Annotated in this window: 14 protein-coding genes; 8 read left to right on the top strand and 6 right to left on the bottom strand. The window is 44.8% G+C overall.

Annotated elements, in window-relative coordinates:
- Positions 1–38: 38 nt before the first annotated feature.
- On the bottom strand, positions 39–650 hold the full coding sequence (locus KOD92_RS16310; protein ID WP_215234642.1) for a fumarylacetoacetate hydrolase family protein: 612 nt from the start codon (positions 648–650) through the stop codon (positions 39–41).
- Between the two features lie 209 nt (positions 651–859).
- Between KOD92_RS16310 and KOD92_RS16305 the strand changes: the two genes are divergently transcribed.
- Complete coding sequence (locus KOD92_RS16305) at positions 860–1477, top strand: C40 family peptidase (RefSeq protein ID WP_215234641.1); 618 nt, start codon at positions 860–862, stop codon at positions 1475–1477.
- A 5-nt stretch (positions 1478–1482) separates the two neighbouring features.
- Here KOD92_RS16305 and KOD92_RS16300 read toward each other — a convergent pair whose 3' ends face one another.
- On the bottom strand, positions 1483–2142 hold the full coding sequence (locus KOD92_RS16300) for an HAD family hydrolase (protein WP_215234640.1): 660 nt from the start codon (positions 2140–2142) through the stop codon (positions 1483–1485).
- Positions 2143–2378: 236 nt separating this feature from the next.
- Between KOD92_RS16300 and KOD92_RS16295 the strand changes: the two genes are divergently transcribed.
- The 5 genes from KOD92_RS16295 (at position 2379) to KOD92_RS16275 (ending at position 5696) form a co-directional block, all read left to right on the top strand.
- Positions 2379–2840, top strand: coding sequence for an RNA polymerase sigma factor (locus KOD92_RS16295; RefSeq protein ID WP_215234639.1), 462 nt, complete (start codon positions 2379–2381; stop codon positions 2838–2840).
- Positions 2841–2851: 11 nt separating this feature from the next.
- Positions 2852–3307 carry a hypothetical protein gene (locus KOD92_RS16290; RefSeq protein ID WP_215234638.1) on the top strand — a complete coding sequence of 152 codons (456 nt, stop codon included), beginning with the start codon at positions 2852–2854 and terminating at the stop codon, positions 3305–3307.
- Between the two features lie 179 nt (positions 3308–3486).
- Complete coding sequence (locus tag KOD92_RS16285) at positions 3487–3999, top strand: coiled-coil domain-containing protein (RefSeq protein WP_215234637.1); 513 nt, start codon at positions 3487–3489, stop codon at positions 3997–3999.
- Between the two features lie 35 nt (positions 4000–4034).
- A complete protein-coding gene (gene ispF, locus KOD92_RS16280) occupies positions 4035–4532 on the top strand; it encodes a 2-C-methyl-D-erythritol 2,4-cyclodiphosphate synthase (protein ID WP_215234636.1) in 498 nt (165 codons plus the stop codon).
- A 30-nt stretch (positions 4533–4562) separates the two neighbouring features.
- Positions 4563–5696, top strand: a complete 1134-nt coding sequence (locus KOD92_RS16275) for an amidohydrolase family protein (protein ID WP_215234635.1) — start codon at positions 4563–4565, stop codon at positions 5694–5696.
- Positions 5697–5698: 2 nt separating this feature from the next.
- On the opposite strand, the gene KOD92_RS16270 is transcribed toward KOD92_RS16275, so the two are convergent.
- A complete protein-coding gene (locus KOD92_RS16270; RefSeq protein WP_215234634.1) occupies positions 5699–6814 on the bottom strand; it encodes a tetratricopeptide repeat protein in 1116 nt (371 codons plus the stop codon).
- A 144-nt stretch (positions 6815–6958) separates the two neighbouring features.
- On the opposite strand from KOD92_RS16270, the gene KOD92_RS16265 reads away from it, so the two are divergent.
- Positions 6959–8215, top strand: a complete 1257-nt coding sequence (locus KOD92_RS16265) for a M16 family metallopeptidase (RefSeq protein WP_215234633.1) — start codon at positions 6959–6961, stop codon at positions 8213–8215.
- Positions 8216–8268: 53 nt separating this feature from the next.
- Here KOD92_RS16265 and KOD92_RS16260 read toward each other — a convergent pair whose 3' ends face one another.
- Entirely contained in the window at positions 8269–9558 is a 1290-nt protein-coding gene (locus KOD92_RS16260) for a M16 family metallopeptidase (protein ID WP_215234632.1), read from the bottom strand.
- A gap of 89 nt (positions 9559–9647) precedes the next feature.
- Here KOD92_RS16260 and KOD92_RS16255 point away from each other — a divergent pair, with 89 nt between their 5' ends.
- Positions 9648–10769: a glycosyltransferase family 4 protein gene (locus KOD92_RS16255; RefSeq protein WP_215234631.1), complete on the top strand. Its 1122-nt coding sequence runs from the start codon at positions 9648–9650 to the stop codon at positions 10767–10769.
- Here the strand turns inward: KOD92_RS16255 and KOD92_RS16250 are convergent, their stop codons facing one another.
- Together KOD92_RS16250 and KOD92_RS16245 are read right to left on the bottom strand one after the other, a co-directional pair.
- Entirely contained in the window at positions 10770–12176 is a 1407-nt protein-coding gene (locus KOD92_RS16250) for a tetratricopeptide repeat protein (RefSeq protein ID WP_215234630.1), read from the bottom strand.
- Positions 12177–12250: 74 nt separating this feature from the next.
- On the bottom strand, positions 12251–13249 hold the full coding sequence (locus tag KOD92_RS16245) for an SDR family NAD(P)-dependent oxidoreductase (RefSeq protein ID WP_215234629.1): 999 nt from the start codon (positions 13247–13249) through the stop codon (positions 12251–12253).
- Positions 13250–13290 lie beyond the last annotated feature (41 nt).

Here is a 13290-nt window from a genome sequence, read left to right as displayed (position 1 = left end):
ATTGCGGTAGTGAATGACCGGTACTAGAAGAACACGGTTTATCTAACGAACAATTCCAGCATCTTCTTGCCTTCGATAAATGCAGTGAGCTTGTCCCCTATCTGTACAGCGGAAACGCCTTTTGGTGTTCCAGTAAAGATCAGGTCGCCTTTTTTGAGTGTAAAATATTTCGAAACAAAAGAAATCAGATAGTTGATCCGGTATAGCATCATCGAGGAATTTCCCTGCTGCTTCGTCTCTCCATTTATTTCCAAGCTGAAATTAATATCCTGAATATCAGCGAAATCACTCACCGGAACAAACTCCGAAACCGGCGCCGATCCATTAAATGCTTTGGCGAGCTCCCAGGGTAAGCCTTTGCTTTTAAGCTCCGATTGCAGATCTCTTGCGGTGAAATCAACACCAATCCCGATCTCGTCGTAATATTTATGAGCAAAACGTTCTTCTATATTTTTGCCTACTCGGTTAATCTTCACCACCAGCTCCACTTCGTGATGCACATCTTTTGAAAAACTAGGATAGAAAAAAGGCTCTCCTATACGTAGTTGGGCCGTTTCCGGTTTCAAAAAAATGACGGGCGCATCAGGTTTCTCATTGTTCAGTTCCGCAATATGGTCTGCGTAATTTCTTCCGACACAAATAATTTTCATTGGAGCTAAATACGGTTAAAACGGGGACGAGTATCAATAACAAAACTAACCACAATGCAGCCAGTCACATAATATTTACTACAATTTTTCAGCCGGTATTCAGTTCTTTAAATACATGCCCTTTTGTAAAACAGCCTGCTTTTTCGCTGTTCAAACGATTATTTTCTTAGTATTTTTGATCAAACACTGTTTCAATTCAAAGCTTGCGCATGAAGAAGCAAATTACCTTTTCCACTTTTCTTACCTTCTCATTACTAGTCTCTTTTCTGTTTTTTTCCTGCGATACCCTGCGCAAAACGCCGGGCAATACCGCTACTTCGAAAAGCAGCAGAAGAACACTGATTTCAAAGAAACCTGCCGCTAAACCGCCTGTCAGAAGACCGGCTCCCTCGACCAGACCAAGCTATTCAAATCCAAGAAATACATCTGATATTCCGCAGGTTGTGCAGGTTGCGCGCACTTATACCGGCACGCCTTACCGCTCGGGAGGCAACGATAAAAATGGTATTGACTGCTCAGGGCTTATTTGCTCGGTATACTCGGAAGTAGGCATGAAAGTACCACGCATTTCGTGGCAGCAATCGGAATTCGGGCAGGAAGTGGGCCAGTTGAAGGATATCAAAGCTGGCGACTGGCTGTTTTTTGTCCCGGAAGCGGGCAAGGAAGGATATGTATCCCACGCCGGGATTGTGACGGATGTGCGCAGCTCGCAAGAGATCATATTTATACATGCTTCAACGTCACGCGGCGTGAGAGAAGATAATCTGTTTTCAACCTACTTCAAAGGCCGCTTCGTCAAGGCAATGAGACCTTTCCAGGGTATCTGATTATTTTAGTCAAAAAGCGCGCGCACTTTCTCAAAGGACATTTCGCGATAATCTTCAATATAAAAATTGCAAGGCGGCAGCTCTTCAATCGTATGCGAGCTTAGCACACCTACTACACGCATTCCTGCATTCAACGCAGCCGACACGCCTGAAAATGAATCTTCAAAAACCACACATTGATTCGGTGAAACGCCGAGATTAGCCGCCGACGTTAGATAAACCTCAGGATCTGGCTTGTGCTTTTTCACATTTTCACTCGCCAGCACAGAACCAAGATGTTGTTGCAGGGAAACTTTCCCAAGTATGAGTTCCAGATTGGCCAGCGGTGCAGAAGTAGCTACTCCGAGCAGAACGTTGTTGTTTTTCAGATTTTCTATGAAAGGCAAGAAACCTGCGATCGGCTCAACAAACGGTTCATATAATTGCCGGAACAGGCTTTCCTTTTCGTCCTCCATTTTCAGCAATTCCTCCCCTTCAATAACCCTTTCGAGAAAATGGCTGAGAATATAGCTATTGCTCTTTCCGTACATATGCGCCGCAAAATCGGCTTCGGTCGGACTTAAATTACGTTTTGAAAAGAATTCCTGGAATGCTTTGGAATGATACGGATTGGTGTGGCAGATCACGCCGTCCATATCAAAAATCACTGCTATCTGATTTGTCATGTCGCAAAGGTATGTAACGAATGCGTTTTACGCCAGGCGTAAATGCGGCAAATAATGTCGGCCGCAGTTGTAAAGTACCCCTTCAAGTTTTTTATTTCAAATGGTAAATTATAAGGTTATTCTATTAAATTTACCTTAGTGTATCTCTCAATTACTACACAAATCATACCCACTATTTCGACTAATACCCCCTTTATCGTATCAATTGACTATTTTTGATTAATTAATAGTAATGTATGAATGAACTAGAAAGGATAAGTAATGCATCCGGGCCGCAACCTGTTCTGAAACAGGACAGAAACCTCAGCTCTGTTGAAGTTTACGACCAGTACGGTGCAATGGCTTATGGTATTATTCTGCAAATTATCCCGCAGCCGCATTTAGCCCAGGAAGTTTTGGTGAGCGTTTTTTCTTCGCCATTATTGCAATCGTGCAACAGCTATCCGTTTTCCTACGCCGCCTGCATTATCAAGCTGGCAAGAGCGAAGGCGGTGGAGGCGAAGCGAAAATTAACTGCATTAACGCCGCTTGAAGAAGACAATCTCCGGCCGGCAGGCACGCCAACCCCACAGATCATTTTCGACCTCGCTTTTCGACAGGGATTTACCCCCGAAGAAGTGGCTGGAAAACTGAATATCAGTAAGTCGGAGGTTCTTCGCAGCTTTCACGACTTTTTTAAACCAAACGGCAACGCATAACACGACACACATTGAAAACACAGGAATTTATAGAAAGCGGAATATTGGAAGCCCACTTGCTTGGACTGACAGATAAAGAAGAACAGGAGAAGGTCAGAGAAATGGTGTCGGCAGATCCGGCACTTGAAGAATATACAGTGGTACTGGAAGCTGGGATTAATACATACTTTGAGAGAGAATCTGTGAATCCGCCGGAGGCTGTGAGAGAGGTTGTAAGACTGCGCAGTACCCGGGCTAAAAAGGAAAAGCATGAATTTACAAATGAGCATACCAGCCGCCAATATCTTGATGTAGAGGTCAACGATACGCACATGAAAGTGCACAAGTTCTGGCGCCCGGCTTTTATTGCCGTGTTTGTTCTGTCTAAAATTTTCCTGATAGCCGGTTTGTATTACTATTTCAAATCAGTAAGCCAGCAGGAGGAACTGCAAAGACTGAAAGCGCAGCAAATCGAGCAGGTTAAGTAAAATTAACATTTATAAAAAGGGGCTGGAAACGAAACTTCCAGCCTTTTTTGCATTTGTACCGATCAGATCTCCTCGAAATCTTTTTGTAAAAATAAAGTTACCTGCACCCCGTTACCTATCTCTGCTCTCTCCGTCTAAGCTTCTAAAGATTTATTATATTTGTTTGAAGCACATTACATATGAAGGACAGAGACAGAATTGGTAATCTGGAAGAATTAATCGCTGACATTCTGATCCGGATGGACAGGCTGGAAGCGGGACATAACAAACTGTGGGAAACCCTGCTTGACCTTATCAGAGTTGTAAGAAAGAACTCGCTTGATATCGAGCTGATCAAAGGCAGGTTGGACGATATTGAAGCTACACTTGCGATTGTCATCAGCAGGCTCGATGACCTCGAGGGCAGGATCGATAAAATTGACAGGAGGCTCGATAGCATTGAAGCCACCATTGCCGAACTTATAATCAGAATCGAACAGATCGAAGCCAGGCTGGACAAGATTGAAATCAGGCTTGATAAGGTTGAAGTCAGACTAGATAAAATCGAGATCAGGCTCGAAACAATAGAGAACAATATGGTTACGAAAGATATGATGGCGCATTTTTTCGAGGCGATTATGAATCGCTTTGACGGCATCGATACCAGATTCGAGCGAATGGAAGAAGATATAGAAATACTGAAACTCCGATAATATTCCTTAAAGTTAATCTGCATTAATCCTAAAATATGTTCCCATTCCGCGTAGGCCAGGGCTACGATGTTCATCAGCTGGAAGAAGGCAGGCCTTTCTGGCTTGGCGGCATTCAGATTCCACATACTCACGGTGCAAAGGGACATTCCGACGCCGATATTGTCTGCCACGTAATCTGCGACGCGTTGCTAGGCGCAGCGAATATGCGTAATATCGGCTACCATTTTTCTGACAAAGACCCGCAATGGAAGGGTGTCGATAGCAAAGTATTACTGTCAAAAGTGCTTGAAATGATCCGGGAAAATGGGTTTGAAGTCGGTAATATAGACGTTACCGTTGTTTTGCAAAACCCTAAATTGAACCCGCATATTCCTGCCATGAAAACTTGCCTGGCTGGTGTGATCGGGATTTTAGAAGAAGACATTTCCATTAAAGCCACTACTTCCGAGCACATTGGTTTCGTCGGCCGGGAGGAAGGCATTGCCGGACATTGCATTGCATTGATTTACATTCCAGGCACATTTACTCCTTAAAAAAACGAACTCCGACTTTACTATTCCCTGATGAAAAAATTTACGATTGCCCTTACCCTACTTACCGGGATCATTTTCAGCTGCAAAGCGCAGGAACCCTCACAGGTCACACAGCCGCTCGGCTTCGAAGAATATGATCCTATTTCCACGCTGAAAGTAGAGGAACACCCGATCAAAAGAGCAAAATTCCCTTTTATCGACGTACATAATCACCAGTACCAAATGCCTACGCAGGATTTGAAAGCACTGGTAAAGCAAATGGACGAGCTGAATATGGGGATAATGGTTAATCTGAGCGGCAGAGGATGGAGCCAGGAATGGAGTGAAGGAACCGCCACACTCAAAGGTTCACTGGAAAATGTGGCGAAGAATGAGCCCAAACGCATTGCTGTATTTACAAACCTACAATTTAAAGGTTTCGGCGAATCGGACTGGAGTGCAAAAGCTGTAAAGCAATTGGAGGAAGACGTAAAAATGGGCGCGAAAGGGTTAAAGATTTACAAAAGCCTGGGTTTCAGCGGCATTAAGGATGATAAAGGAAATCGCGTGGCCGTGAGCGATGCACGGTTGCAGCCGGTTTGGCAGAAATGCGGCGAGCTGGGTATTCCGGTACTGATCCACACCGCCGATGTACCTTCATTTTGGGACCCAATGGATCGTTACAATGAGCGCTGGCTGGAACTGAAAACGCACCCGAACAGAAGGCGCGGCGCCAGCGACCCGGTACCTTTCGATTCACTGATCGCGGAACAACACCATATTTTCCGTAAAAACCCTAAGACTACATTTATCAATGCACACATGGGCTGGTATCCCAACAATCTCAAAAAACTGGACAGCCTGATGGTCGTTTTCCCGAATATGTATGTGGAGATCGGCGCGGTAATTGCAGAATTGGGCCGCCAGCCGCGTACTGCAAAGAAATTTTTTGAGAAATATCAGGATCGCGTATTATTCGGAAAAGACAGCTGGATACCCGCTGAATACGCCACCTATTTCCGCGTTTTGGAAACGGAGGATGAATATTTCCCCTATCACAAAAAGTACCATGCGTTCTGGCGCATGTACGGAATGGGCTTGTCCGACGAAGTGCTGAAAAAGCTGTATTACAAAAATGCCCTGAGAATTATCCCAGGGCTTGATAAAAGTCTTTTCCCAAAATAGCCCTATCTGAAACCCTTCGCTTCCTTGATCACAGAAAGGTATTCGGCCTTGTCCAGACACTTTTTGTAGTATTCTTTGGCTTTTGACTTATTACCTGCGCGCGCCGCTATTCTCGCCAGTCCGGCGTAAGCGAGCGCATGATATTCCTTCGTGTATTGTGCGTCGTGCGGGGTTTTGAGTGCGAGCAAATATTCTCTTTGTGCAGCTGCATCGTCCTTGTCGGCTTTTTCTTCCAGGATACCTTGAAAAGTGCGCCAGGCAGCCGGGTAAAAACCGGTACTGATCTTCCTGAGGTCAGCTACTTCCTTGCGGGCAGGTTCGTACCGACCGGCCAATAGCAGTGCTTCTGCATTTTTCATCTGGAATATCGGATTTCTCGGGTACAGATCTACCAGCCTGTTCATATAACCCACCGCCTTGTCCGGCCGCGACTCATATTTAAGATACACGTGAGAAATGTAGAAATTCGCTTCGGCGCGCGTGATCATACCCTGCTTTGTAGCAATATCCATTTGCTTCAATCCCAGCGCCTTATCGCCACTTTTGAAGAAAACTAAAAGCGGTTTTACGATCGGGTGTTCCTCAGGATACACTTCTATATAATAATTATACATCCCCGAAGTAAAATAGAATTCAGGGTTCTTATGGATCAGTTTGAGTCCCTCCACAAACGAATTGTAAGCTTTTTTCCCTTCTCCGGCGGCATTCATCATTTCGCCTTTATAGTTGTACAACATCGCCAGATACCCGCGCGTGACCATTGTATAAAACACAGCCTCCGGGTCTAGACTATTCTTCCCGTACTTCTTATTGATCGCATCCAGACACTGGTTCAGCCTGGCCATATATTCCTTCAACTGCGCCGGGTGATCCTTGATCGGCATGAATTTCCAGAAGAGGATAAACGATTCCAGCAGGTGAGAGACGGGATGATTCGGGTATTTTTTTTCGACTAGATTGATTGTCGTTTTTGCTTCCTCAAACTCATAATTATAGATCTTATCCAGGCTTGCCTGCACATTTTTCAGGGAAGCGGGATCATTCAGAAGCTGGGCATTGGATTGATTTGAACAACAGAAAAAAAGAATTACAATCAGGAAACGTAAGATATACTGCATGATAAAGACTATTAACCCAAACGGTTTGGTGGTATCCCAACTGAACATTAGCTTTGTTTATAACCCTATTTTACGGTGATGGGTTTCTGTCGCCCGCTAAATAAGCCTTCTGGTTTTGGTAAAAATTTCGTTAGATCGACTATTATGATTCGCTATAAGCAGTTTACGCTGGAAAACGGCCTGAAAGTATTTGTGCATGAGGACTTTTCAACTCCGATGGCGGCTGTAAATATCCTTTACAACGTTGGATCGAGGGATGAAGACGAGGAGCGGACGGGCTTTGCGCACCTTTTTGAGCATTTGATGTTTGGCGGATCCCAGCATATTCCGAACTATGATATTCCCGTGCAGAATGTGGGTGGAGAAAATAATGCATTTACTTCTCCCGACATCACCAACTACTATATTACACTGCCGGCTGATAATGTGGAAACCGCATTCTGGCTCGAATCTGACCGAATGCTAAGTCTGTCCTTCGATCCAAATGTGCTGGAAGTGCAGCGGAAAGTGGTAATAGAAGAATTCAAGCAACGTTATCTGAATCAGCCTTATGGAGATATGTGGCTTAAATTGCGGCCGCTCGCTTACAAAGAACATCCCTACCGCTGGGCTACGATCGGGAAGGATATTGAGCACATCGAACGCGCCACGATGGACGATGTGAAGGATTTCTTTTTCCGTTTTTACAGACCAAACAATGCGATCCTGGTTGTGGCCGGAGCTATTACATTTGAAGAAGTACAAAAGCTGGCGGAAAAATGGTTTGGCAATATTCCTGCTGGTCAACCTTATGTACGCAATATCCCGAAAGAGCCTGTTCAAACCGAGGCCAGATATCTGGAAACTTCGGCCGCAGTTCCGCTCAATTCGATTATCAAAGTATTCCACATGCCCGGCCGGTACGAAGAAGGTTTTTATGCCGCCGATTTGCTGAGTGATGTTTTGGGAAGAGGAAAATCATCCAGACTTTATCAGAAACTGCTCAAAGAGAGGGCAATATTCAACAGCATTAACGCCAGCGTCACTTCGTCTCTCGACCCGGGTTTATTATTGATAAAAGGAAATCTCAATCCCGGGATCAGCCTGGAAGAAGCGGATCGGGCAGTGAATGAGGTTTTGCAGGAATTGATCGATACTGGTGCGACCGAGGAAGAAGTTACCAAAGTAAAAAACCAGTCGGAAGCGTCGCTTGCATTCTCCGAGGTAGAATTGCTGAACCGGGCGATGAATCTGGCGTTTGCAGCCAATGCCGGGAATGTGGATTGGGCCAATCAGGATGCCGATATTATTCGCGATCTGACTGTAAATGATCTGCATCAGGCCGCTAAGAATATCCTCAGGCCAGAGAATAGCTCTACGCTGTTTTATCGGGTAGAAACCAAAGAACCTGCATTAGTGTAAATAGAAAAAGCCGTCGGGACCCGACGGCTTCAATATTACATTCTCAAAATAAATTACTCGGGCAGGAAAGTGAGGTAGCTGAAATTCTGCTCATTGAACATTTCCTGCGCGATATCCTGTAATTGTGCAGAGGTAATCGCCTCTATTTCTGAAAAAATCTCAGGCAGCGAATCCACCCGGCCGGTATCCAGCAAGCTCTTCGCCATCATCAGCATAAAGCTCATATTGCTTTCTTCCGACATCGCAAGCTGTCCCATTAACTGCACTTTCGTCTGGTGAAGTTGGAGTACAGAAAGAGGCACTTCCCGCACGCGTTTCAGTTCCTTATGTATTAACGAAATGCTTTTGTTAAGCTGTTTTTTCTCAGTTCCAAAGAAAATCCCCATAAAACCGGTGTCCAGGTAAGGCGTGTAATTTCCTTCGATGGAATACACAAAACCATACTTTTCACGGAGCGATAGATTGAATCTTGAATTCATTCCCGGACCTCCGAGTAAATTCACGAGCATAAAAAAAGGCAATCTGCGATCATCCAGCAATGCATAAGCGGGCTGTCCCATCGCACATTGCGCCTGCGAAATAGACCGCTCTTTTTGCTGCTGTACAGGTACATAAGCAAGCGGCGCCTGGCGTATTCTGTTGGTTTTTTTGAAAGGAATACCTCCCAGGTACTTTTCAGCCACTTTCACAACTTTTGAAAAAGGCAGTCGGCTTACCGAGGAAACTACAATTCGTTCGGTATCTATATTATCCTGAATAAACTTGAAAAGATCTTCGCGGGTAAATGAGTTGACAGTTTCCGCAATACCCAGAATATTGTTTCCCAATGCATGATCCGGAAACACAAGCTGGTCAAAATCGTCCTGGATCGCATCTTCCGGCGAATCCACATACATTGACATTTCTTCCAGGATTACATTCCGCTCCCGCTCGATCTGCTTCTCCGGGAATACCGAATTGAATGTAATATCCGTCAAAAGCTCCATTGCCTTATCAAAATGATCATCGAGCACTGACGCGTGAAAACAGATCTTTTCCTTGGTAGTATAAGCATTCAGCTCGCCACCCACATTTTCCAGTCGATTGATAATGTGATAAGAACTGCGTTTTTCAGTCCCTTTGAATGCCATATGCTCCCAAAAATGCGCCAAACCTTGTTGGGAAACCAATTCGTCGCGGCTGCCAATATCCAGCATAATGCCGCAATGCGCTATTTGCGTATGAGGAACCTGCTTGTGTGCAATGCGGATTCCATTGGCAAGCGTGTGGGTCTGATATTCTTCTGTAAGTGAAAGGGAGGATGTTTTCGGGTTTCCGCGCTTGCGAACGTTATTTCTCTTCATTCCTTAATAACACAAAATACACGCCAATAATTTTCGGCGGTATCCACAAAAATACGGACTTTTGCCCGGAAACCCTTGCATCGACATTTATGCGTATCGGATTTGACGCCAAGCGGGCGTTTGCTAATAAAACTGGTCTTGGAAATTACAGCAGGTTCGTCCTGGAAGCGCTGATTCGTTACGAAAGTCAGAATGAATATTTAGCTTACACACCTAAAAACAGCCAAAAACTATTTCCAGATTTCCCGCCTGAGGATATCCGTCTTCCTCAATCGTGGCTTGATAAAAAGCTTTCTTCATACTGGCGTTATGCCAACATTTCCAGCCAGTTAGGCAAGGATGGAATACAGATTTTCCACGGATTAAGTAATGAAATTCCGCTTGGGTTGGCGCAAAGGAACATCAGTTCGGTAGTTACTATTCACGATCTGATCTTCGAAAAACTCCCGTACCTTTTCAAGCCGGCCGACCGGTTTATTTATCGACATAAGTTCAAATCGGCCTGCGAGCGGGCAGATAAGATCATCGCAGTGAGTGAACAGACGAAACGCGATCTGGTAGATCTATATCAGGTTGAAAGTCAAAAGATTGAGGTAATCTACCAGGATTGCAGTCCGCGTTTTAAAAACATTTTAACACAAACTGAAAAAGACGAAATTGTCCAGGCTTACAACATTGATAAGCCTTACGTTTTATGCGTAGGCACATTAGAGGAGCGGAAAAACCAGCACAGGCTCGTAGAAACGCTTGCAGCTGTGGACCAGAAGGATTTCATCTTGGTATTGATCGGAAAGCCAACTGCTTATTTAACCAAAATCAATGAGACAATAGCAAAATACAGATTGCAAGATCGGGTGAAAATCCTGCACAATGTTCCTTCCGAGCACTTGCCTGCCTTTTATCAGCAAGCAGAAGTATTTGCATATATATCTGTGTATGAAGGCTTTGGAATACCTATCTTGGAAGCTTTGCACAGCGGAACGCCGGTTTTATCGGCAAAAGGATCTTGTTTGGAAGAAGCTGGTGGCGGAGGCGGTTTGTACGCAAATCCGCTGAAAACAGAAGAGGTCAGCCAGCAACTGAATCGTTTGCTGACTGACCACGCATTAAGAAATAGTTTAATCAAAGCTGGAAAGGCCCATATTGAGCAATTCGACGCCAGAACAATAGCCAGTCAGCTTTCCGATTTATATAAGAAAATAGCGCAGTAGCTATTTCCCCCGGTATTGTTCGATAATCCTGAAAAGTGCTTTCTGCTTTTCCAGATCCGGGAAAAATTCGAATAACTGAATATGTCCGTCGTAATCGAGCGTAAGACCGATTTCCAGGTTAACCAACGCTTCCCGATATTGCCCGCCGTGGATCTGGTATACAGTCATGCGATAATACAGATCAGCTTCCTCGGGCATTTCGTCGATCGCCGCTTGCAGCAAATCGCAGGCCCTGGCATAATTACCCTGCTCAAAAAGCACGTGCGACCATTTCAGCCACACATCCGGATTCGAAGGCTCGATCTCAGCCGCTTTCTCAAATGCCTCAAATGCAGAAACTACGTTACCTACTTTAAATTCAGTTTCCGCTAGTGCAAGCCAGTAATCAGGATTCAGTTCGGTGATCTGAATCGCTTTTCTTAAAAAACCGACTGCCTCGTACCAACGTCCTAATTCACTGAAACAAATACCCAGTCCATACCAGCCGTCATCCCACTGATTATCCAGCTTGACCGTCTGCCGATAGTATTTGATCGCTACTTCATATTCCCCAAGTTTCTCATAGCAGGTACCCAGGCAGCAGCAGGTTTCAGGTTGTTCACCCTCTAACTCAATCGCTTTCAGGTATTGTTCCTTCGCATCCTCAAACTTTTCCAAGTTCATATATGAATTACCCAACTGGAAAAATGCTGAGGCGAAATCATCCTTGACCAGCGTCGCATATTCGTACGCTTTTACAGCGTCTTCGTACCGTTCGAGCTTACTCAATGCGATTCCCAGGTTGTACCAGGCATGCTGCGAAAAAGGGTCACGGTCAACCAGCTCATTGTAATAATCGAGGTGACTTTCAAGCTGACCAACCAAATCGAGACAATGCGCTAATTCATAAAGCGCACTTTCGTTATTAAGGTTATTTCTGAGTGATCTTTTGTAGTATTTAATCGCATCGTCATATTTCCCCCAGTTCTGATAGGTTTGCCCCATCTGGAAATAGATCTCGTCTTTATCGTCGACGCGTTGCAAAAGGTTTTCTAGTAATTCCAGCGCTTCTTCATATTCCCCCATCATATTGGAGATCGCGATCTGCATGAACGAAATCTCAATATCTCCCGGGTGAAACAAAGATGCCCTTTCCAGTATTTCCTGGGCCATTTCATGCTCTCCCCTATTCGAGTGCAGCTGAACCATGTGGAGCAGCAGGTCAAGGGAATAGGGGTAATCTGATAATCCCAGTTCGCAAGCTTTAAACGCTTTTTCCCAATCCCCTTTTTCTATATAATGTACGGTAACTTTTTCGTACGTATCCAAATCAAAAAAAACCGGCTCACTATTCTTCAACATTCTTTCAAACCTGAGCAAGGTTTCCTTCATATAATCCTTTCTTTCCCCGAAATTTTTCTCCATCATACGGACCGCTAGATTAGAATTGAGGGCTTGCGCACCACTTAATAAAAGAAAGATATAAAAATATTCACCGCATTTCAAATCTTGCCGACCAAACTTTCACTAACCCTTTTCACGGTTTTCTCAATAGGTTGGAACTCAAAATGCAGCGCTTTTTTAATCTTTTCGTTGTTATATGTCACCTTTCTCGCAGCCGATCGGGCGGTTTCTTTGGTGATCAAAGGCTTCGTTCCCAGGAGGAACGTCCTCACCGCCTCGACCCGCCAGATCACCCCGGCCAGCCCCGCGCCGACTTTCAGCGACGGTCGCTTTTTGTGCATATTGTCTGCGATCATATGGAACAGATTTTTGTAAGAAATGCTCCCCGCATTCAGCAAAAATCTTTCTCCGGATATATCTGATTGTGTCAAACGGAATATGATTTCGGCCACATCCTGCACATCGACATAGTTGGCTAAACCTTCGGTATAGAATGGCTTTTCTTTGTATACATACCTGAAAATCTGCGTACTACTCTTGTTCCAGTCGCCTTCTCCAAGGATCAGTGTGGGGTTAACGATCACCGCATTCAGGCCTTCGGCAATACCCCGCCAGACTTCGAGTTCGGCCAGGTGTTTTGTTTTGGCATATTCAGAATTCTCGGGTGAATTTTCCCAGCGGTGGTTTTCATCGAGGATAACTTCTTTATCTGCTTCCGCCTTGCGTGGATCAGGTCGCCCTATTGCGGCGATGCTGCTGACGAAACAGAGTTTTTTGGTTTGATATTTAAGACACACATTCACCACATTTGCCGTTCCTTCCACATTGACTTTGTACATCATATCCTGGTCTGAGGGGACAAAAGACACTACCGCGGCAGTATGAATAACGCAATCGATATCAATCAGTGCATCTTCCAGCGAACCCAGATCGAGAATATCGCCTTCTATGAATTTCATCTTGGAATTCAGGTCTTTCAACAGGCTTCTGTCAGCATTTGGACGTACGAGCGCCAAAACCTCATGATTATCAGTCAAAAAGCGTTTCGCTACTGCACTGCCAACAAGGCCCGTCGCGCCGGTAATAAGAACTTTCATATTTGAACCATAAGTATAGAGATCCGAAGGTCGGTATTGAA

The sequence above is a fragment of the Dyadobacter linearis genome (assembly GCF_907165045.1).
In the GTDB taxonomy this organism is placed as follows: Bacteria; Bacteroidota; Bacteroidia; order Cytophagales; family Spirosomataceae; genus Dyadobacter; species Dyadobacter linearis.
This window is presented reverse-complemented; position numbering and strand designations above follow the sequence as displayed.